This is a genomic window from Aliikangiella coralliicola, assembly GCF_007004725.1.
GTDB lineage: Bacteria > Pseudomonadota > Gammaproteobacteria > Enterobacterales > Kangiellaceae > Aliikangiella > Aliikangiella coralliicola.
The window spans coordinates 400636-422141 of sequence record NZ_ML660163.1 but is presented as its reverse complement, the minus strand read 5'-3'; the positions used below and the strand labels follow the sequence as shown (position 1 = coordinate 422141).

Genomic DNA, 21506 nt, shown 5'->3' with positions numbered 1-21506 from the left:
ATTTATTTGAGATAACAAAAGCAACAGTAAAAGAGTAGCAATTAAAAAAAAATTTCTCACTCGTTTTTTAGTTGCAAACTGTAACGAATTTTAAACAGGCGAGTTGAAATACATAAATAAAATGAATTAGAAATAGTGCGTAACATGCAGAAATATAATTGGTAGTTTTGAATTATGTTGACACACCTATTGAATTTTTATTGAATTGAAAAGAATTCAATTTAATTCAATATCAATTAAAGCATTTGCCTGTCCAAGATTGTTTTAAATGGTGAGGGATGAGTTGAAATGAAGTGCAATTCTAAAATTCAAAGTTTGCTTTTTAGTGCTGAATTATTTCTATTGGAAGCTTTTTAAATAACTATAAATTATGTCTGCTTGTTATTCAATTGAGTGCTATAGAGAATTTATTTATTTATTTAATTTTTATTGAATTATCTTGAATGCTGGTTGGAGCCGACAATGATTCTATGACCTTGTTGAAATCGTCGGCTCCGGTTTAGATGCAATAGCAAGTTAAATAACCTAAGGTCAACTAAAGCTGGGTATCAATAAAGGTAACTGCTTTCGAATACATCACTTGAGTATCGTTGTTCGCCAAAAAGTTATGCCCACTATCAGGAAAAATATGCCACTCAAAAGGCTTATTATGTTTTTCTAACATTAATTTCAAGCGAAATGCGTGCTCAACGTCAACGACTTCATCTTGCATTCCATGGAGTATTAGCAAAGGACGTTGAAGTTTTCTCACGGAATAAAGTGGAGAAATCTTCTTCAAACTTTCATATTCTTTTTCCGTATCACCAATATATTCTTTCATCCAGGTGTCCTGACGATCACTTCGGTAAGGTGTGTTCAAATACAAATTGACATCACTCACACCGGCAACGTTGACTGCGCAACGATAAATTTCAGGGTGTTTGATGGATAACATTGTTGCGGCATATCCACCATAACTAATGCCGAATATGCATACTTTGCGAGGGTTAATTTCATCCAGTTTTGAGACTTTTTTGGTTGCTTCCAAAATGTCTTTCAAAATTAATTTTCCCCATTGTTTTTTTCCTGCTTCTTCGAGGGCGATGCCATGGCCGCTAGAGCCACGATAATTAACTCGGAGGACAGCAAAACCGTTAGCCGCCATGTACTGAGTTGACGCCTCAAAATAGCGATGATCGAAAACGCCGATAGGACCACCGTGTGGGTAAACGATCAAGGGTAGATTTTTCTTTCCTTTTTCAGGCAAAGTCAAGATGTAGGGTATTTCCATGCCTTCAACCAAAACGCTACTTTCAATCTGATGAGTGGTTAGCCTGTCTTTCAATTGCGGGTAGCGTCTGGCAATGACTTCGGTTTTCTCTGAGTTTTGATTTTTTATCAGAAACTTTCCTGGTTGATTATGTTGCTCACTATAAATGAGCGAAACCTTTTTGTCTTGACTGGTTGCTATAGTCTGATGAAGGTCTGCAATATGAGTACTCGATGATTTTGTAGTAGCGCCATCGGTATCGAGGTAAGCATTTTCGATGCCTCCATCTTTTAATAATTTAACACCTATTAAACTGTCGCGCTGTTCTGACATAATTAGTTCAATGATTTCGTATTGGTCGGTTTTGTAAATGACTTCACTTTTTCCAGTTTTAAAATTGACCTTATACACAGTTCGTTCTTTTTCTTCTGCGAAATCCAGGCAGTAATAAGTTTCTTCATTTTCTCCCATAGCAACGGGAAGCATTAACTGACGTGTTAAATCTTTTTCCGCGCCCTCGTTGCCGAAAATTTTATCCCTGTCCCAACGTTTTAACTCTGTTACTTCCTGATTGTCGGAAAGTCGACTGAGTAACATGGACTTGCCTGAGGAGAAATAAAGAACGGCGGCAGCTTCGCCCTGACGATTGATAAACCAATGAGTCGCATAACCAGAAACAGATGCTCGCTCATTCTTTTTTACAAACTGACCGCCATCTTTTCTCATCAGCTTATTCAATTTCTTTTTATGTGGGCTCAACTGACTTGGTTTTATTTGATAGACTTTTGAGTAAATACCACTTTTGGCGTATAAAAATTTGTCTTCTTCGTTAGCCAGTGGGTCGATAAGCCAACCTTTAGTGCGTACGCTTTTAATGACTGCAGTTTGTCCTGCCTTTTGAGGAACCTCAACGATCAAAAGATAACTAGTCCCCTTTGTGTCCAGAAGAGTTTTAACGCCTTTTTTTATTTCGGTGAATTGAACGGCTATTCTTTTATTGTCTATCCAAACTTGCTTTCTGATTTGTGCGTTGTTTTCAGTAAAGTCTGCCAGGTTGAGTAAATCGATACGTTTGCCACTTGCAGAACTTTTCGTATACAGCTTTTGTCCCTCTGAACTATTTTCAATCAGGGCGACCTGTTTGCCGTCTGGGCTGAGTGAAGCCGAGAAAGTGCCATGTTTTGAAAAAAACTTTTCAGCAGGTGTTTTAGCGCTTGTGGTGTGACTGGTTACCAGTAATATCAATAGTAGAGCTACTCTAAACATCATCTGCTACTCTCTTTTTCCGCTAAAGCTTGTGCAAAGTCGTCACGTACGCCAACACCGTGTGCAAGTGGAGCGAGGCTCAATAGCTGCTGAAGGGTATTCTCTAGCCGTTCTTTTTCAGTCGCAAAGCGATTGATGAGATTAACGTCCAGATATCTTGTACTGCGCTCTTTTTTTATTGATAAATGTCCGGCGAAGTTAGTTTTGCCGGCTTCAATTTTAAAGCGCCATTCATTTTTCGTTGAAGTGTCAAGTTTGTAGGGCAGATCGAAAAAAGGCGCGTTGATTTGAGTGATTTGATAGGTTCCTGCAGGCATTGGTAAAGCGTATAAGCCATTTTCACTATGCTTCAGGGTAACAACATGAGTCCCGTTTTTTGAGTATTTAACTTTTTTTTTCTTACGAGGATTTTTCTTTGACGATTTGACTTTTACGTAACTAAATGACGGAGCAATACCGGCAACATCAACGTCAATTAACAGGTATCCGTAGCCATTTGGCAGCGCTTCCAGATTTTCTGGCTTGATAAGTTTCTGTTTCACTGCAGACAAAACACCAGGTGGGGTTAAGAGCAGGGCCAGACTAATCAGGCCTGATTTGATGTAAATTCCTTTCAAAATGGGACATCTCGTTATTCAAGGGGGTTAAAAAGCAACATTAGCCTATATTTTCAGGCTAAATAAATTATAATCTTGCGTTCAGCGAATGCGTCCTAAGTCGGGCGCGATTGTCGACCACGGGTCGAAACGCAAGTGATCATAAATCATAGCGTTGGAACAATGCAAATTTCAGATGGTTGCGTGGCCTGTCAGGAAATAATTGAAGTTTGACTGATTATCATGATTGATAATCAGTTGTAAAAGTGACAAGTATTTATAATTAATCGGTTTTAATAAGTACATAATAATTCTGGGGGAAATATTTTATGCAGAGAGTTGCGTCTGGTTTGGTTCGGCTGATAGAAGCAACCGGTATTATACTGTTCATTGCTTTTATTAGCGGTTGTGGTGGAACTTACAATGTGTTGCCAACATTAACAGAAAAAACGAAGTTGGAAGCTGAGGAAGGCGTAGTCGTCGCACGAGTTATCAATGCCAGTTCATACCCTTTACCATTCAATAACATCGTAATTGATCCAGAAAATCTGAATGAGTCTAAAAAAGTTAAATCAAGTGAATTAAAAGCGCGTACACCTTATGAAACTGGTACAACGGTGTTTGCTTCTGTGGTTAAAGCGGGGAGTTATGCATTAAGTAATATAAACGCTTATCATTTTCATGGTGATTATCGATATTACCGCTATATTTTTTCAGATGCCAAATTTGGTACTTTCCAGGTAAAGCCGGGGCAAGTCACCGATCTGGGGACTCTAATTTTTTACCCTAAACCACAAACGGATAAATATATCGAAACAATACTCCGATTACCTGAACCTGAACTCGGCGAGGTAATGAGGAAATACTTCCCATTTTTTGAATACAACCCGGAAAACATTCTTAGTTGGGAAGACGACGGTAAAGACGACGAAAGAGAATCCTTTTACGTTTCAGTGGCGCAAAACCCGGTGAGTTATTCGGATAAGTATCAGGCGCCTGATGGCAGCATGTACTTTCTTGGGAAATTGGGCATTATTTTGAAGCGTAGTGCTGACGGAGAGTGGGACATTGATGGCGTCGACACAAATTTGCAGCTTAACACTATTGCACAGAATCAAAAGGGCGATCTGGTTGTTGGTGGACAGGAAGGAAAATTATTCTGGAAACCGGCCGGTGGTGATTGGCAAGATGCATCAATGGCTTATGACTTTACCATACACAAAGTATTTTTCTCGAAAGAAAACACCATTGACATGGTTGCCAGTCAAAATAGCAAGCTATTTGTTTTTCGTAGCTTAGCCTCTCCGACTGCATTAGCGTGGGAAGCTTTAAATCAATATGATTCAGTTAAAAACTGGAAGCTTTTCGGTCTCGGCGATCAAGCGGTTGAGAAGAGTACCAAGAAAAAAAGTAAAAATAAGAAAATATCCGCTCCTAAACTAAAGCGCGTGACCGCTGTTAGCGTTGACGAAAATGAGCATCTTATTCGGGTTGGACTTTCGTCGATGGGAAGTCGAGGAGCATTTCCTGATCCGAGTTTTTTGACCTTTGGCTACGATCCGCAGAGTTGGAGAACTTTCAAACCTGAAGAGTTACCAGAAATGGATTATAGTTTTGACTCGGGGAAAGCCAGGTTAGGCCTTAAAAAGCCAGGTTTCTGGTCTTGGAGTGGTCGAAACTCTTATTACCGATTTGATGATAACTCAAAAAACTGGGAGGAAATTAGAACTTCTGTTTCGCGTTGTTCCGATGGTACCTTCACCCAGAAAAATAGCTGTCGAGAAAATGGTAAAAAAGTAAAACCGCGAAGAGACAGCTTTTCGTTTAATAGTTTTCCCGTTTTCAAAAGTAACCTTGAAGCAATCACAATCGCCACTTTTTCAAATTTCGACTTTTGGAGTGGAAAGCGAGATAAGGAAATCAAAATTCTACGTACCCTTGATGGTGGAAAAAACTGGCAAGATACGGGATATAATCTGCCGAATAAGTACTGTGCGTCTTTGATTTCAGAAGTGACCGACCGTTTGCTGCTTTCTTGCCGCGGCGCGACTAGTGAGTTTTATGAATCATTAGATGATGGCGCGACCTGGCAGCAGGTTAGAGATCATGAAAATTTCTGATTGTAGAAGCTCGCTTTTAAAAGCGGTTAAGACGTAGCAACAGATAGACTTCAATGTCATTGTAATAAGCCTCGCAGTTTCTACCGCGAGGCTTTTTTAGCTTTGCAATTGTTGGCTAATACGTTTCGATTATCGTTGGACAAATATCACGAAACGAACCAACCTATTTATTGGGTAATCAACGAACTTGGTTGGTCATTGGTATGACAGTGAGCTCCACCTCCTGCTTTCCAGGACGCCAACATCTCGATGATATGCACTTCTCTGTCAGGGAAATAGGATTCAAGACGGGCTTTTGCAGCGTTGTCCAGGGTTGGGTTATCAAATCCGACGGCGATAACAAATCCGTTACCCACAATCCAGTTCATGTATTCGGCATCAAAAGTCGTGCCCTCGAAAGTCACTGAGCCTTCTACCGGCATTCGAATGACATTCAATCCGGCTGCTGCGATTGTTGCTGCTGCGTCTTCATTAACCTTGTCGTCTTTGCCGTCACCTGGTTTACAAATAGAGTTTTGGGTACATTGAGGCACAACGACAGTGTTTTCATTGATAAATCGAGCGATGCCATCGATATGACCTTTGGTTAAATCACCTTCGTGAACGCCTTCTATCATCACCACCTTGCTTACACCAAAGTGTTTTTTCATATCTGCGATGGCCTTGGCTTTGGTGTAACCTGGATTGCGGTTAGGATCACCAATAGTGCTCCAGTTCAAAATCACAGTATCTTTGCCGTTAAACTCAAGATTTCCGCGTTCGTGAACGACATCAACTTTATCAACCGGCATATTCAAATAGGCGCCGACGGCAATTGGAACCTGGTTATCTTTGGTGTAAGTGACGTTGTTACCAAAGCCACCGCCCCAGGCGTCAAATTCCCAATTTTGAATCCGCATTTCACCATCTTGTACCACGTAAACTGGTCCATTATCTCTCATCCAGGCGTTGTCATTACCAATTGAATGCCAGGTAATATTGTAATGGTTGGGGTCGCCTCCAGCAGCTAAGATTGCCGTTCGAGCTTCGTTTCTGATGGTATTGTTGTTGTACAAAATGTGTAGTCTTTGATACTGAACAATCACATTGACCATTTTGGCAAAGGCTGGCTCATAAACTTTTTCCCAGCGACCGGGCCACTGTAACCAGATAGCTTCTTGTGGTTCCCATTCGGCAGGAACTCTGATACTGGTTGGTTCACCGCCGCCAGCTTCGGTGACTGTAATGTAATTTCTAATCGTTTTTGTGCGGTATCGTCGATACCCGTTCCACACTGTTAAGGTCACGTCATAAGTTCCTGGAGTATTGTAAGTCACTGTTGGGTTGCGCCGCTCACTGTATGATGGTGTGCCGCCCTGAAATTCCCACTCCCACCAATCACGATAACCGGTCGAAGTATCGGTAAACTTGACCTTTTCTCCAACCTCAACTGTTGTTTTGTCGGCAGTGAAGTTGGCGCGAAAGGCTGCGTTTGCAAAGTTGCTAAAGATCGTTGTCGTTAGTAGTAAGAAATAAAAACAGGTAGATGTGTACCAACTACTTTTTGTTTTTTGCTTCATTTAAGTATCCTCGTTAGTTATTTTTTGTGCATCAATCTGTTTCTTGTGCACAGTCTAATTTTTCGGTTTTTGTTCGGGTACTTCGCTCGTTTATTTTTTATTTTCTCGCGCATTCAGCTTCAGAATTGAAAAAGGCTTGTTTAAAAAATAAACAGGCCTGATTTACCCTACAAGTTTTGACTAACCAGATAAAACTAAAAATTTTAATCAAATTTGTGAAAAATACTTATCGATAAAAAGTTCACTAGAAACTAAGAAACTAGCTACCAATGCAAAACTTTTTCTGTTAGCGTTAAAAATTATCAAGGAATAGCATTTTAGATAAGCCTGAGTTACCAGCTATAATGTCAAAAGGAACAATGGTTTATTCGCAAGCCTTAAGTAAGCTGATGACATGAAAAGTAAAAATAGAAGCGATTTAAAAGTGTTGCTAATGCAAATAAGAAAAAGTGCTGATATTGCTCAAGAAGAGTTGTGCAGTTTTTCCGAGCATGCTCAGCTTAGTCTGTCGCAAATTGAAACGCTGAATGTCTTCGACAGACCTTCGTTCGATGAATCTGTGTTAGCAGGTTATGACTCGCTTTGGGTGGGAGGCGCAAGCGATGCCAATGTGCTTCAGCCTGATGATTACCCCTTTGTCATCGATGCGCAAAAGTTGTTGCTTCATTGTTGTGAAAAGGGGCTCCCTGTGTTTGCATCTTGTTTCGGTTTTCAGTTGGCGGTATTGGCACTCGGTGGTTCAATCATTGAGTCAGAAGGCGAATTTGAAATGGGAACGATACCGATTTCATTGTCTAACAGCGCGGCAAAAGATACTTTGTTGAAAGACATCCCTGAGCCGTTTCTTGCGGTATCGGTTCATAAGCAAAAAGCCGTTGAGTTACCACAAGGTTGTGAGTTGCTGGCTTACACCGAACAATGTGTCCACGGGATTAAGGTCAAAAATAAGCCGTTTTGGGCGTTCCAGTTTCATCCTGAAATTAACAAGTCTACTCTAGTTCAAAGGCTCACCTTTTATAAGAACTGCTACACTGAAAATGAGTCTCAGTTGGAACACGTTATTGCATCAGCTCGAGAAACTCCCGAATCAAATAGTCTGATGAAGAAGTTTGTTGATAGGGTTTTGTTATGTTAATCAACGGAAACAAAATGTTAAAGTTTTAATCGTTGGTTTGTTGGCTGAATGGTATTGATTAAAATGGTATTGATTAATAGGTTTTTCCTAAATATTCTTGATCAAGTTTTCTCTTGGTAAAATCAAGTTTAACTTTATTTTCACAACTTCCGATCGATGTCCAAAGGTAGTTAAAATCAGAAAAGTCAGGTTGTTTTTGTAGCTGAAAGCATTTGCCATTAATGCGCACCGTTCGATCATTACCATAGGATTGAAATTCGTAAAATTCATTTTCTTTTCTTTTTCGAGTCTTTTCACTAATTGCTTCAATACGTTTTTTCTCGCGCAGAATATCATCGAGCTTTTGTCTAAGCTTAGGGTCCATAACAATAAAGTCTGACCTTAGAAACTCAGACTCTTGAGTTTCGTTTAAAGTCTGTTTTCTTAAGCCGTCAAGAATATCTTCAAAAACGATCTGCTTATCGGCTGTTGACTGAGTGTTTTGGCTGGTGTTTTCTATTTTTGATTGAGCTGTTTTTTCAGGCGATTTATTCGTCGATGAGTCTTCGGGTTGTTCAGTCTTTTTTTCCGATATCTGTGATTTGGGTTCTCGATTATCAGATTCTGTTTTTTCCCTTTGGTGCGGTTCTACTTGTTGGCTTATCTGTTGTTTTTCAGGTTTTGAGTTAGTGCCGGAAAGAAGATTAATTTTAAAAGACTTCGATGGTTGCTCGGAAGTTGAGCTCATTGTCTGGTGCTGAAACCAGAAAAGTTGTCCAGCACTTAAGTGTAAAAATATTGAAATACAGATACCAATCGATAGAAATTTATTGGTTTGTTCTTTGATCGCGTAATAATCATCCGAGCTTCTTATACTTTGGTAGAGTGATTCAAATTGATATTCCGTTGTTATTGCACCTGCTTGCTGTAGAGCCATATATTGATCAAAACTTGTCTATGTATGTACAGGAATTTCTGTATAAAATGAAACGAGTAACTTCTGACTAGTAGTTTGATTAAAGGTTCAGAAAACTAAGTCAATTTGCTTTACTTTGAAATCATATGATTGTAGAGAGGTAACAAATAGAACTAATTTGCGCACACATTATTTGCGTAAGCATTATTTGTGTAAACATTAAAGGAATTCTTTAGGTAGATGCTCAACTTAAAATAAAGTTGAGCAAATAAGATCAAGCGCTAGTTTATTTCGGAAAAGAAATCACGCAGTCGCTTTAATCCTTCAGTTAATTCCTGAGGTTTACATGCGTAGGAAATCCTAATGGCATTGGGCGTTCCAAACGCACGACCAGGCACGACAGCAACCCCTTTAGTTTCAAGTAAGCGTTCGGCAAAATCGACGTCATTTTGAATGACCTGGTCATGATGCATTCGACCAAACACTGCCGATATATCGGGAAAGGCATAAAAAGCACCTTGTGGTTTCGGACAGCTCACTTCGGGAATTTGGGCCATTGTCTCCATAACTTCATCGCGTTTTTTAGTAAACTCACGGCACATATCATCCGCGAAGTTTTGAGGGCCAGCGATTGCAGCTGCGGCCGCAGCGCCGACAACACCGGGAATATTAGTAATTGAATTACTATTCAGCGTGACTAACGCATCAGCGACACTTTCTGGGCCTGCCATTAAACCAACACGCCAGCCCGGCATGCCATAGGATTTAGAGATAGAGTCGATCATGATGATTCGATCTTTTAATGCGGGGTTAGTTTTTAATAAGTGATGAAAGCCGATACCGTCAAAAACCATGCGATTATAAATGTCGTCAGAAACAATCCACAAGTCGTGTTTTTCTAAAACGTCGCCTAAAGCTTTGATTTCAGCCTGGCTATAAACCATGCCGGTTGGGTTTGACGGATTATTAAATAACAAAACTTTACTCTTAGGGGTAATGGCTTTTTCTAACTGCGCTGCCGTAAGTTTATAGTTTTGCTCTGCAGAACAAGGAAGTTGCTGAGATTCAAGCCCAAGCAGATCGGCAATATCCTGATAAGTCGTCCAAAAAGGCGTTGGAATTAATATTTCATCGCCTTCATTCATAAGCGCATAAAGCAGTGAAAACAATATATGTTTAGCGCCAATTCCTGTCGCGATATTTGCTTTGGTGAATTCGCTAAAGCCATTCGCTTCGAGGCGTTTAAGATAGGCGTTAACCAAAATGTCTTCACCGCGACCTGAAAGGTATTGGCCAGAATCTTCAGCCAGCGCTGTGCGCGCCGCGTCATAGACATGTTCTGCAGGTAAAAAGTTCGGAACGCCAACAGAAAAACTAATGATATCTCGTCCGTCATTTTTAAGTTGCTTAGCTTTATCGGCGATTATCATAATCGCACTGGGTTTGGCGCGGCTCATGCGCTCGGCTAATGAAGGCATTTGTCATTCTCTCGTGTGGGTTGGTTGTGGAGATTCACTCACATTATTCATTATCAGAGTCAAAATTGCTGTTGTCAGATTAACTGGATTTGTTGTATTTCGCCACTGCTTTATTGGGCCAGTCAATTTTCTTTACTTCGACCAAATTGCCGACGGTATTGGGTGGGCGATAGTTGCAAATATTTTCGAAAGTTGTGTCGTAAGGTTAATGCATTCTCAAAGCCCGAATTAATCGCGACTATCTCGATCGGATCGCGAGTTGTTTCCAGTATATTTTTCGCTAAATGTACTCGTTGTTGATTAATCCATTCTTTAGGACTTAAGTTCAATGCTGCTCGGAATTTTCGGTCAAAGGTTCTTCGTGACATATTGGACTTTATTGCAAGTAAATCAACATCAATTGGTGTCGCTAGATTTTTAACCGCCCAATCCAGTGTTGTAGCCAGGTTATCCGGACGCTTGCTAATCGGGGTTTCAACAAACTGTGATTGGCCGCCTTCCCGGTGAGGTGACATAACCATTCTTTTGGCCACCTGATTACAAATCTGATGGCCGTAATCCTGACGAATCACTTCTAATCCCAAGTCTATGGCAGCCGCGCTTCCAGCAGAACAACCGACGATACCATCATACTGGTAAAGAATATCTTCGAGATATTCTACTTGTGGATATCTTTGCTTAAATTGCTCTGCGTAAACCCAATGGGTTGTGGCTGTTCGATTATTTAAAAGGCCAATTTCAGCAAGAAAAAAAGCACCGGAACAAAAAGATATTATTCGTCCGCCTCGTTTAATTAAGCGCTTTGCTTCACTGGCTATTTTCTTTGGCACTTGCGGTTGGTTTACCGACCAGCATGGGACTACGAGCGTCTGATAGTTTTTTAAATGATTGACTTGGTGGGGGGAAAGCGTCATTCCACCTGTTGTTTCAAGCGCTTCTGTTTGAAAGCAGATAACGTCAGTTTGATACCAGTTTTTAATTTCCGGTCTGGGTAACGAAAAAAGTTCGGTTGCACAGCCTAGCTCAAACAGGGAGATATGCTTGTAGGTCAAAATGGCAACTTTATTCATCAACAAAAAACCATCATTATCGATTCTATAATAATGGCTTATTATTAACGACAAATGTCTTTTAAGCCAGTTTTTGTTTTGTCTGATATTGGCGATAATTTCTCAAGCTTATTAATACTAGCACCATTAATAACTTCATGACTTGACTTTATGACTTAACTTCAAGGAGATTATCTATGTCCTCTGCTGTATCTAGAATTCCTGTGGCCGATAGCGCTGAATCGCTACAACACTTTGAAAATCTGTTGCGTTTCGAGACTGATTGTTGGGATGTTCACCACGCACTCACTAACGATCGTAAAGATTTTGTATTGCTTGATGTACGGGCTGATATTCTTTTTGATAAAGGACATATCGATGGCGCTGAAAATTTACCTCACCATAAAATGAATGAAACAGCGCTTGCGAAATATTCTAAAGGTACACTGTTTGTCGTCTACTGTGCAGGTCCTCATTGTAATGGTACGGAGAAAGCGGCGATTCGCCTGGCTAAGCTCAATCGGCCTGTCAAAAAGATGATTGGTGGTGTTACCGGTTGGCTAGACGAAGGTTTTGAGCTGGTTCGCTAAGTTGTATTTCGGCTATTTAGTTGATGATATTTATTTTTCCCTTACAAATTAGTTTTGAAGCGTGTAATCTCTTACACGCTAATTTTTGAAAGCAAATTTTCGAAACCGGGTTTTAAAACTAAAATATTGTAACTAAATTGCGAGAATCAAACGTGAATGTTAAGCAACTCATTGAATCTATCGATTTATCCACTTCCAGCTCAACTGACTTTGATTTTATTTTGGGCGGGGATCGCATTATTACCCACAGACGCTTGAATGAAAGGTTTGTTAATTGTGATGACTGGAGTACTTTCACTTCAACTTACCATGCATGGTCTATGATGGGAGGTTTAGCGAATGCTGATGAAGCACATGTGGAAATGCCTGAAGGAGATTTTTATGGCGCGAGCGTGAGGGTTTTTAATCCCGAAACAAAGTTATGGACAATATTCTGGATGGATTCAAACCGCACAAAACTGGAACACCAGGTCGTCGGTGCGTTTTGCGGTAAAGAAGCTGTTTTTTATGGCGAAGATATTGTTGACGGAAAAGCAATACCTTTGAGGTTTATATGGCGAGTCAAAGACGATGGAACAGCCTATTGGGAACAGGCCTATTTTATCGAAGAAGCAAATGTCTGGGAAACCAACTGGACGATGGATTTCTCGCGATTAAAAGCTTCTGAAAAATCTGACGACTGATATTGTGGCTTATTGTTGATCTTTTCGGCAATAAGCCCTTTAATGAATTCTCCATATTCGGGCAACTAATTTTCAACTTGTTTTCTATTTAAGCGTAAGCAGGTTGAAGATCATTTGATCGCGCCTTCATTTAGCACAAGCGCGAGCTTTTCGATATCTTCGCTATTGTTGTATATCGCAGGTGAAACTCTAAGCCGGTTTTTACCATAAGAAACGACAATACCTGCTTTTTTCAATTTCGCTTTAATATTATCATTTTCATGCGTTCTAAATGTAATAATTGGCGAAGCGTCAATATTGGGTGAAATACACTCAAATCGATCCTTGTTCAACATTGATTTAAGTTGACGATTAAGCTTTACACTGTGCCTGAGTAATGTTTCCACTCCCATGTGTTTGATAAATTTTAACCCTTCATAGGCGGCGCAATATCCGAGGTAGCTGATATGACCAGGTTGATAACGTGTAGCGTCAGTTTTAGCTTGGTAAATAAAATCTTCTTTTGTTAGCTCTGGCGTTTCAACCCAGGGAGCGTAGTTGTGGCGAATGCTACCCGGAAAAAGACGATCTTGCAGTTTGCTACCTTGCAGTTTTTCACTGACAAATAAAAAACCAGTGCCATGAACACCGTACAGCCACTTGTAGCAAGAGCAAGCCGCAACATCAATGCCCATTTTATGGACGTCAATGGGGACAATTCCGGCCGCTTGAATAATATCAGCGTAAACAATAGCGCCATGTTGGTGAGCGACTTGTGCAAGTTCGCCGATCGCTTCAATATGTCCATTAATATTCGACACCAAACTTACGTTAACCAATGCTGTGCGCTCATCAATAGCTGATTTCATTTTTTCCAAATTAATACGCCAGTCTTCAGCTTTAACAATGCGAACATCTCGCCCTGACTTTTTAAGACCGATTAAATTATGTAAGGAGCCAGAAAAGTGAAGATCGTTAGTGACAATACTTCCCTTGGATTTTATGCTGTCGATAGCGTCCAGAACGATTTGTTCACCCGCTTTTGTGCAGTGTACCAGACCGATTTCGTCTACTTTCGCTTTTATCAGTGATGCAAATAATTCGCGTATTTCGTTTTGCATTGCCGAGACATATTCACCATCGCCGTCGTTATACCCCAGTCGTTGAAAGTTCAGGTATTGTTGCAAACCTTTTTCACTAAATGTACTTAAAGGCATCATTCCGGCTGCATTGAGGTAAATGTCTTTTTCCAGGCGAGAGAAAGCCTTTCTTATACTATTTGGACCACTTGCTAAGTTTTGGTCGTTAGACTGATTGAGGGCGGGATTCGCAGTTGCGTTGTTAGCTATCATCAATGCCGTTGTAGCTAACGAGCCACCCAGATGTGTTAAGAAATTGCGCCGTTCCATTTTGCCCTCTCTGCTTTGTATTGATGTACTGATAAATAAGCACTGATGAAGAGACCTTGATGGTTACTCGTCGACTTCACCCATTAAATTTATATCATGGATTGAAGCTAACCACACTAATTTGGAATATTATTTTGGTGAAGAGTTAGTGAATATTAAAGAGAAAGCTTTCAATGGTTACTCCCTCCTTAAGAAAAGGAGGGCGGGGGAGGATTTGAAGCGACTGAAGTTTCCTGATAAATCAAAATTATCGCAGTATATCTTATTAGGGCGATCGCCCTTGGCGAACATTACGCTATTTCTAAAGTGCTTTAATATAGAGTAACGCTGATGAGTTTCTATCGGTACTGTGAGTAATTGGCGCATCCGACTTACCGACTGCAATAAGCTTGTCACTCACAACGGTTAAATCTGCAATCTCGCTATGCCGGACACCGACGACTTCCGTATAAGATTCCTTATCTGTTAGCTCTCCATTTGTCAGTTTTTTATAAAAGCCATTACCATTAGCCACCCAACTGTTGGTGTCAACTTGTTTAAAACCGGTAACACCGTGTAGGTAAATATCTTCGCCAACCTGGGTAATTCCCCTCAGCAGGTCTTCATTATCGAAGTTTAAAAAATTGTGGTCGTAACTAAAATCAGAGAGGTCAACTTCAAATAATCCAATGTCCCACTCTGTTGTATTGTTGGCGCCGGAAGGTGTTTTCAAGCGACGATTATTCACACCGATGAAAAGTTTATCGTTTATTGTCTCAATATCTACAAGCAAGTCGTTTTCTTCGCTACCGATGACCTTTTCATAAATTAATGCGCCTTCCGGCGTAAACGCTTTAACTAACAGATTAGAGGTATTGAGTTTTTGTGGGTCGTACTCATAGGAGGTTGAAAATCTGTGGTTGTAAGCTAAGGCTCCGTTATTCGGGAAGTTTGTCGCTACAATCACATTTCCATGGCTATCAATTGCGGTATGTGCGAGTCGCTCAAAGGATGAGTTATAAAAGTTCCGAGTCGTAATTGCCTGGGACCATTGCTGTTGCAATGACTGATCGTAACGAGTGAGCTTAAGCCCTTCGTAGTTATAGGAAACCAGTAATTCTTCCTCGATACAATGTAGTTGTAAAAAATTTGACCGGTTTGTATAAGTAATCCAGTTGCTAAATTCAGGCCGATAATTTGGAACCGCCGCACGCTGATTACTTTCTATTTTATAAGGAAATTCCTCATGTTCTTTTTGGGAAAAAGGAAATTCGTAATAATCTTCTGCAAAAGGGTCTGTTAAGAAAACTTTTTGGGTTAAGTTATCTGCATCATCGTAACGCTCAATTTGCACTGTGAAAGTATCGCTTTGAGAAGCATTTTCTTTTTCGATAAAACGCGCGAGCGTATAGTCTCCTGAAGGATGAGTACACAGCCCAGCGAACCCGGAACTATCCTCTACCATGAGTTTAATTTCAAGGTCCGGAGTTATACGAGCGAAAAAGCCTTTTGTGTCTTTATACTCTTCCGATGTGGCGTATTGTCCAATAATCACTAGGTCATTATTCGGTAAGGTGGCCACCTTGTTGAGCGAGGCATTAAGGCTTCTATCGATATCGTCGATTGTTGCAATGAAATTGCTGTTAGAACCTTGCTGGGTTTTGAACTCGAGTTTTTGTACTAAAGGCGGAGGTTCTACAACATCTGGAGGACTACTGCTGCCACCACCACAGCCTACAAGCAGAGCCGCTAAACCAAAAGCGGTTAGGGAGCTCGACTTAAAATAACTAATAGTAATTTTACGAAGACAAAAAAATATACTAGGTCGCATCATTTATTTCCATAATTATTAAGTTGAACTCATTCTAAAATTATTTGGTGTTAAATAATGTAAAAAGTTGTCGCGAGATAGTAATAGCATTGGTATCCACAACACCGCTGAAAATCTCACTTTGAAAGTTTGAACATGTCGTTCTAAAAATCAGACTGTGAGGCATAATGTAACTTTGCCATCGAATTAACTTTTCATCATTAACTTTTCTGTCAGTGACTCATGCGTTTAATAAAAAAAGAACGCGAAAAAATTAACAGGTTAAAAAATAAAATAATTTTAATTGTGATTTTCTTAATAAGAAAAATAAGGAAAAGTGTGCTTTTTTAACAATTCATTTGCGAACTTGTTCACAGTATTTTACTTCATTACCATTGGCTATATAATTAATGTAGATATTTTTTTTGTTGTTATAGTTTTGTGATGAAAGTGTGAAAAATTTGTGAGGTTTTTTTCATAATTTTTTCTCTCCACTAACTGGTAGGAGAAAAAAAATGGCCGATCTCATCAGAAACGCTATAACAAGAAAATTTTTAAAAGGAATACCAGCTTGTGTTGTACCTGTTTTCTCTGCTAAACATTTTTTGAATACCTGGTTTGATGTCAAACTACCTGGTTTAAAAATGTTTCTTCAGAGCAAGCTCGATAAGAATGAGCTTGTCAGGGTTAAAGCTAAAAAGGTTTTTAGTCGTGTAGAAAACGGAGCTGCACATCAATATTGTAACAAGGAGGTTTGCTAATGGACTTGTCTAAACAAACTACGTCTGCTGATTTTAACGCGTCGAAAGTTCCTCATCAATTGATTGGTAAAAGTAAAGCTAAAAGTTTAACTTTCTTCGATGGTGATGAATATTACCCTACACCAATAAAGCAAAGTTTTTGCAAGTCAGCAATGGAAGGTTTATCTTTTGCTGATCAGATTTTGTTTGAGCATTTTGGTCAGGGAATTACAACGGAAGTTCCTTATGATTGTATTCACCAGGCATTTGAAGCTCAGGCCGCCGCTAATCCTGAAGCTATTGCAGCCATCCATAAAAATGAGTCGATTACTTACGCTGAGCTAGATTATCAGGCGAATTGTCTTGCAGCTTTACTCACTGAATGCGGCATTACAAGTGGTGATAGTGTCGCACTTTTTTTACAGCGTTCTATTCCAATGTTGGTAGGGATGGTTGCGACTTTGAAAGTTGGTGCTTGCTATGTTCCGCAACATGTCGGTGTTGCACCTGAATCACAGTTAGCACATGTGATTGAAGCTGCTTCAACAAAAGTTATCTTAACGCTCGCTCACTTACAAAATAAAATTCCTGTGCCTGATAAATGTCACTGCATTGCGGTAGACGACTTTATCGCTCAGCCTTTCGATAATTCGAACAACAGAAAAGGCGCTAATGGGAGCGAGTTTAATAAAAAATTACTCAGTAAAAAAAATAACCTCGGGGCTTCAAACAAAAATATTAAAGCAAACTTCAACGAAAATGAAGACGGAAAAAAATCGATAAACTTATTGAATACAAAACCGTCAGTTGAAGTTAGTCGAGACAACACATGTTTTATTTTATTTACTTCCGGTACCACTGGCAAGCCTAATGGCGTACGAGTGACCCACGCAAACTTATGTAATATTTTACTGACCAGTCCGGGAAATTTGGGGATAAAATCAGGAATGAAGGTCTCCCAAATACTAAGTATTGCGTTTGACATGGCCGCCTGGGAAATATGGGGATGCCTTGCGCATGGGGCTACCTTGATTATTCGTGGTAGTGATATTTCTGCGGCAGTTGAGTCTGCTGATGTCGTTATTGCCACGCCAACTGTTCTAGGTTCGCTAGATGTCGAGCGATGCAAAAATATCAAAGTAGCGGCGGTCGCCGGCGAACCTTGCCCTTTACCACTTGCAGATAAGTGGTCGTCTTTTTGTCGATTTTATAATTCATGTGGACCGACTGAAACGACCATTATTAATACGGCACAACATTACCATAGTGGCTGCAAACAACTAACCATTGGAAAGCCAACGCCCAACAATACGGTTTATATTCTTGATGAAAACAAGCAGCCTTGTTCCATTGGTGAAATCGGTGAAATGTGGGCGGGAGGAGACTGTGTCTCCGCGGGTTATCTTGATAACGAGCAGTTAAATCGAGAGCGGTATGCGCCGGATCCATTTTTAGGAAATGGTAGAAAAATGTTCCGTACTAGAGATCTGGGCAGGTGGACTGCTGATGGTGAACTGGAACACTTTGGCCGAACCGATGATCAAGTCAAAATTTGTGGATTTCGTGTTGAGCTCGATTCTGTTTCTTCGGTTTTAGAATCAGTAACTCACTGTAAGCTTGCCGTGACCTTGAAGCTTGACGATCGCAATCTAATTGCTTTTGTTTCGCCTGCAACCGTGTGTCTGGATGAAGCTCGAGCTGCTGTTAAAGAACGCTTGCCTTACTATTGTATGCCGTCTTCTATTGTTGCCATGGAGCAGTTGCCAATGACCAGTCGCGGAAAGGTTGATAAAAGAGCGTTACGTAATATGGCAGAGAACCCGGAAGAAACAAAAAAAACGTCGATACAAAACAAGATCCCAAACAACACTAAATTCAAAAACAAAACTAAAAAAGTGGAGGCTTTGTCGTGATGGATACTCACGTTTACGTAGAGCGGCCGCACAAATATAAATTTGAGCAGCCGCCTGAATCCGCTCAGGTTAAACAAAAGCTAGAAGAAGCAAATATTTCATCTTTAGTTCAACTTGATCTGCCGCCACAGCAAAGTTTGTTAAGGCGTATCAGCAAACACCCTGTATTGATGCATTATCATCGCTTGTTTGTGCTCATCGCGGTGATCAATCTTGTTGTACTTGGACATGCGTTAGGAAGCGGAAATTGGTGGAGTAGTGGAGGTATAGCGCTGGATAAATTATCGAATATGATACTGATTAATTTTTCCATTGCTATTCTTGTTCGACAGCAATATTTCATCAATCTACTTTTCTACCTGGCGACCAGCGTACCAACCAGCTGGCCTTTGTCTATTCGCCGAGTGTTAGGAAAAGTTTATCACTTTGGCGGGCTTCATAGTGGTAGCGCAACGGCCGCAACTGTCTGGTTTGGAATTTACGTTGGCTCGCTATTTTATCATCAGGCAAATGGGCTACCTGGCGTTTCCAGCGGACTCTTGTCTGTTACTTACGCGTTATTCGGTATTTTGGTATTTATGATTCTGATGGCATTACCACCGATAAGAGCACGTTTCCATAATCAGTTTGAAATGAGTCACCGGTTTGGCGGTTGGACTGCACTGGTTTTGTTCTGGGCGCAAAGTATTTTGTTTGTCGATGCTAATCGTGGAGAAATGACTTTGGGTAATGCATTGTTGAGCTCCGCTGTTTTCTGGATGTTAATTATTTTAACTACAAGCATCCTGTTGCCCTGGTTGAGGTTACGTAAAGTGCCGGTTGAAATAATTAAACCTTCATCCCATGCAGCATTGGTGCGTTTCAATCATGGAGAAACACCATTTGCTGGTTCGTCAACAGCGGTGAGTCGTAGTCCATTGATGGAATGGCATTCCTTCGCCAATGTTCCAACGCCGGGAGAAGATGGTTTTCGTTTAACTATTTCCCGAGCAGGTGACTGGACCGGCAAATTCATTGACGACTTGCCCTCACATGTGTGGGTTAAGGGAATTACCACCGCCGGTGTCGGCAACGTCGATCAATTGTTTAAACGCGTCATCTGGGTAGCCACGGGTAGCGGTATTGGCCCTTGTTTACCGCACTTACTTTCGCAACAAGTTCCTTCGCTGTTGATTTGGGCAACTCGAAATCCGCGCAAAACCTATGGCGATGAGTTGGTCGATGAAATTCTGGCAGTGCAGCCTGATGCTTTGATTTGGGACACCGACGCGAAAGGCAAACCTGACATGGTCAAGTTAGCTTATCAAGCCCATAAAGCTTTTGACGCAGAAGCTGTGATCTGTATTTCCAATAAAAAACTAACCTGGCAGGTGGTTTACGGAATGGAAAGCCGCGGCATACCTGCCTATGGAGCTATTTGGGATTCTTAAGATTTTTATGAATGATTTTATAAAAAACTTGTTGATATTCGAATAAAAGTTTTAACAAAAGTTGTTAATAAAAAATTTTAGATTATGGAGATAAGTGATGAATATATTGATCGAAAGAGTTGGACGAGTCGCTATTGCGCAGCTCAACCGACCAGAAGCGCTCAACGCTTTAAATTCTGAGGTGATGCAAGAATTAATTTCCAGATTACAGCTGTTGGATAGTGATCCGGAAGTTGGTTGCATCATTGTAACAGGCTCAGAAAAAGCATTTGCTGCAGGAGCCGATATCAAGGAGATGAAAGATAAATCTTTTCTGCAAATGTTTAACGAAGATTTTTTTTCCGGCTGGGATGCATTTTGTGCATTACGCACCCCAAAAATCGCAGCAGTATCCGGCTACGCTTTCGGCGGAGGTTGTGAGTTAGCGATGATGTGCGACATGATTTTTGCAGCAGACTCAGCGAGTTTTGGACAACCAGAAATAAAGTTAGGTGTTATTCCTGGCATGGGGGGGACGCAGCGTTTGACCAAGCTCATCGGAAAATCAAAAGCCATGGACATGATTTTAACTGGAAGAAAAATGAGTGCGGAGGAAGCCGAGCGTTCAGGCCTGGTAGCGCGAGTTTTTCCTGCGAAGGATTTATTACGAGAAACGATTAGTGTGGCAGAAGTTATCGCTTCTTATGGTAAGCCATCGGCAATGGCAGCAAGAGAAACCGTGGAGCAAGCGCTTGAATTGAGTTTACGCGAAGGTGTTTTATTCGAGCGTCGTGTTTTTCATGCGCTCTTCGCATCAGAGGATCAAAAGGAGGGGATGAGCGCTTTTATTGAAAAGCGCGAGCCTGCCTTTAAGCATCGGTAGTCTCACAGCAGCAATTTAAATTAATGATTACGAGAAGAACTGGTGGACGAAAACGATGTCGGTTTTTATCGCCAGGAATAACGAACTCTAACAACATACCAAATATGAGGTGTTAAAATGAACAATAAATACGCAGCTTTTTTACTACTATTTTTATCTTTTCAAGCACAAGCTTATCAATCTGTTTCAGCTGATTTAAGCCTGGTTTCTGATCGATTACTAAGGGGCTTTTCGTTAACGAATGAAGAACAGTCGGTGATAGGCGGAGCACATTACAAGCATTCTGAATTTTACTCTGGCGCAGTGGCTTTTAGCAATATTCAGATCAATGGCGGTACTCGCGAGACGTTGATTGATGTGGTACTTGGTAAGAAGTTTGAAACGGAATATTTGACCTGGGACGTTGGATACATCGAACACGTTTTTACCAAAGTTGATAATGTTGATTCTGGTGAATGGTTTGTCGGCTCAATTATTGATAATTATAGTTTGCATTATTATCAAAATAACAAATTGAATGAGCGTTATCTCGATTTTAACGCTCATTATCGGTTTGCCGATTTATACAAGCTAACCTTTCATGTCGGAAAGCTTGACGCGGAGAACCTGGATGCTAAAGATTTTGTTGATTATAGTGTGGGAATTTTTCGAGACTACAATGATTTAAATTTCGGTCTTTCATATGCTTATAATGATAACGATGATCTTTTAAGAGAGTTGGCAGGAAGCCATGTTGTGCTTAGTATGTCGAAAAGATGGTGATG

17 protein-coding genes are annotated in these 21506 nt (G+C 40.5%); 9 read left to right on the top strand and 8 right to left on the bottom strand.

Annotation, left to right across the window (positions count from 1 at the left end):
- Positions 1–535: 535 nt before the first annotated feature.
- Together FLL46_RS10515 and FLL46_RS10510 are read right to left on the bottom strand one after the other, a co-directional pair.
- A complete protein-coding gene (locus FLL46_RS10515; RefSeq protein WP_142893471.1) occupies positions 536–2518 on the bottom strand; it encodes an alpha/beta hydrolase family protein in 1983 nt (660 codons plus the stop codon).
- Positions 2515–3057 (bottom strand): hypothetical protein, encoded by a 543-nt coding sequence (locus FLL46_RS10510; protein WP_142893470.1) that lies wholly within the window; start codon positions 3055–3057, stop codon positions 2515–2517. The genes FLL46_RS10515 and FLL46_RS10510 overlap by 4 nt, the downstream gene beginning before the upstream one ends.
- 383 nt (positions 3058–3440) lie before the next feature.
- Between FLL46_RS10510 and FLL46_RS10505 the strand changes: the two genes are divergently transcribed.
- On the top strand, positions 3441–5231 hold the full coding sequence (locus tag FLL46_RS10505) for a beta propeller repeat protein (RefSeq protein WP_142893469.1): 1791 nt from the start codon (positions 3441–3443) through the stop codon (positions 5229–5231).
- Positions 5232–5398: 167 nt separating this feature from the next.
- Here FLL46_RS10505 and FLL46_RS10500 read toward each other — a convergent pair whose 3' ends face one another.
- Positions 5399–6790: an agmatine deiminase family protein gene (locus FLL46_RS10500; RefSeq protein ID WP_142893468.1), complete on the bottom strand. Its 1392-nt coding sequence runs from the start codon at positions 6788–6790 to the stop codon at positions 5399–5401.
- Between the two features lie 433 nt (positions 6791–7223).
- Here FLL46_RS10500 and FLL46_RS10495 point away from each other — a divergent pair, with 433 nt between their 5' ends.
- A complete protein-coding gene (locus FLL46_RS10495; RefSeq protein WP_142893467.1) occupies positions 7224–7925 on the top strand; it encodes a type 1 glutamine amidotransferase in 702 nt (233 codons plus the stop codon).
- A gap of 73 nt (positions 7926–7998) precedes the next feature.
- Here the strand turns inward: FLL46_RS10495 and FLL46_RS10490 are convergent, their stop codons facing one another.
- From FLL46_RS10490 to FLL46_RS10480, 3 genes are all read right to left on the bottom strand, one after another.
- Positions 7999–8841, bottom strand: coding sequence for a hypothetical protein (locus FLL46_RS10490; RefSeq protein ID WP_142893466.1), 843 nt, complete (start codon positions 8839–8841; stop codon positions 7999–8001).
- Positions 8842–9101: 260 nt separating this feature from the next.
- Positions 9102–10298: a pyridoxal phosphate-dependent aminotransferase gene (locus FLL46_RS10485; protein WP_142893465.1), complete on the bottom strand. Its 1197-nt coding sequence runs from the start codon at positions 10296–10298 to the stop codon at positions 9102–9104.
- Between the two features lie 122 nt (positions 10299–10420).
- Positions 10421–11368, bottom strand: a complete 948-nt coding sequence (locus tag FLL46_RS10480) for a helix-turn-helix domain-containing protein (RefSeq protein WP_142893464.1) — start codon at positions 11366–11368, stop codon at positions 10421–10423.
- Between the two features lie 176 nt (positions 11369–11544).
- Here FLL46_RS10480 and FLL46_RS10475 point away from each other — a divergent pair, with 176 nt between their 5' ends.
- A complete protein-coding gene (locus FLL46_RS10475; protein WP_142893463.1) occupies positions 11545–11937 on the top strand; it encodes a rhodanese-like domain-containing protein in 393 nt (130 codons plus the stop codon).
- Between the two features lie 152 nt (positions 11938–12089).
- Positions 12090–12620 (top strand): hypothetical protein, encoded by a 531-nt coding sequence (locus tag FLL46_RS10470; protein ID WP_142893462.1) that lies wholly within the window; start codon positions 12090–12092, stop codon positions 12618–12620.
- A 110-nt stretch (positions 12621–12730) separates the two neighbouring features.
- Here the strand turns inward: FLL46_RS10470 and FLL46_RS10465 are convergent, their stop codons facing one another.
- Entirely contained in the window at positions 12731–14008 is a 1278-nt protein-coding gene (locus FLL46_RS10465; protein WP_142893461.1) for an aminotransferase class V-fold PLP-dependent enzyme, read from the bottom strand.
- Between the two features lie 301 nt (positions 14009–14309).
- Positions 14310–15821: a hypothetical protein gene (locus FLL46_RS10460; protein WP_142893460.1), complete on the bottom strand. Its 1512-nt coding sequence runs from the start codon at positions 15819–15821 to the stop codon at positions 14310–14312.
- Positions 15822–16312: 491 nt separating this feature from the next.
- Between FLL46_RS10460 and FLL46_RS10455 the strand changes: the two genes are divergently transcribed.
- The 5 genes from FLL46_RS10455 to FLL46_RS10435 all read left to right on the top strand — a co-directional run bounded on the left by FLL46_RS10455 (position 16313) and on the right by FLL46_RS10435 (position 21504).
- Positions 16313–16558, top strand: a complete 246-nt coding sequence (locus FLL46_RS10455) for a hypothetical protein (RefSeq protein WP_142893459.1) — start codon at positions 16313–16315, stop codon at positions 16556–16558.
- Positions 16558–18450 carry an AMP-binding protein gene (locus FLL46_RS10450; RefSeq protein WP_210418662.1) on the top strand — a complete coding sequence of 631 codons (1893 nt, stop codon included), beginning with the start codon at positions 16558–16560 and terminating at the stop codon, positions 18448–18450. Before FLL46_RS10455 ends, FLL46_RS10450 begins: the two co-directional genes overlap by 1 nt.
- Complete coding sequence (locus FLL46_RS10445; RefSeq protein ID WP_210418661.1) at positions 18447–19880, top strand: ferredoxin reductase domain-containing protein; 1434 nt, start codon at positions 18447–18449, stop codon at positions 19878–19880. The genes FLL46_RS10450 and FLL46_RS10445 overlap by 4 nt, the downstream gene beginning before the upstream one ends.
- Before the next feature lie 97 nt (positions 19881–19977).
- Positions 19978–20742 (top strand): enoyl-CoA hydratase, encoded by a 765-nt coding sequence (locus FLL46_RS10440; RefSeq protein WP_142893458.1) that lies wholly within the window; start codon positions 19978–19980, stop codon positions 20740–20742.
- A gap of 117 nt (positions 20743–20859) precedes the next feature.
- Positions 20860–21504 carry a TorF family putative porin gene (locus FLL46_RS10435; RefSeq protein ID WP_142893457.1) on the top strand — a complete coding sequence of 215 codons (645 nt, stop codon included), beginning with the start codon at positions 20860–20862 and terminating at the stop codon, positions 21502–21504.
- Positions 21505–21506: the final 2 nt, after the last annotated feature.

Coding starts and splice junctions, on each gene's coding strand:
- FLL46_RS10490 (WP_142893466.1), bottom strand. CDS start 8,841: ATGGCTCTACAGCAAGCAGGTGCAATAACAACGGAATATCAATTTGAA.
- FLL46_RS10485 (WP_142893465.1), bottom strand. CDS start 10,298: ATGCCTTCATTAGCCGAGCGCATGAGCCGCGCCAAACCCAGTGCGATT.
- FLL46_RS10515 (WP_142893471.1), bottom strand. CDS start 2,518: ATGATGTTTAGAGTAGCTCTACTATTGATATTACTGGTAACCAGTCAC.
- FLL46_RS10460 (WP_142893460.1), bottom strand. CDS start 15,821: ATGATGCGACCTAGTATATTTTTTTGTCTTCGTAAAATTACTATTAGT.
- FLL46_RS10475 (WP_142893463.1), top strand. CDS start 11,545: ATGTCCTCTGCTGTATCTAGAATTCCTGTGGCCGATAGCGCTGAATCG.
- FLL46_RS10455 (WP_142893459.1), top strand. CDS start 16,313: ATGGCCGATCTCATCAGAAACGCTATAACAAGAAAATTTTTAAAAGGA.
- FLL46_RS10465 (WP_142893461.1), bottom strand. CDS start 14,008: ATGGAACGGCGCAATTTCTTAACACATCTGGGTGGCTCGTTAGCTACA.
- FLL46_RS10500 (WP_142893468.1), bottom strand. CDS start 6,790: ATGAAGCAAAAAACAAAAAGTAGTTGGTACACATCTACCTGTTTTTAT.
- FLL46_RS10450 (WP_210418662.1), top strand. CDS start 16,558: ATGGACTTGTCTAAACAAACTACGTCTGCTGATTTTAACGCGTCGAAA.
- FLL46_RS10480 (WP_142893464.1), bottom strand. CDS start 11,368: ATGAATAAAGTTGCCATTTTGACCTACAAGCATATCTCCCTGTTTGAG.
- FLL46_RS10505 (WP_142893469.1), top strand. CDS start 3,441: ATGCAGAGAGTTGCGTCTGGTTTGGTTCGGCTGATAGAAGCAACCGGT.
- FLL46_RS10495 (WP_142893467.1), top strand. CDS start 7,224: ATGCAAATAAGAAAAAGTGCTGATATTGCTCAAGAAGAGTTGTGCAGT.
- FLL46_RS10440 (WP_142893458.1), top strand. CDS start 19,978: ATGAATATATTGATCGAAAGAGTTGGACGAGTCGCTATTGCGCAGCTC.
- FLL46_RS10435 (WP_142893457.1), top strand. CDS start 20,860: ATGAACAATAAATACGCAGCTTTTTTACTACTATTTTTATCTTTTCAA.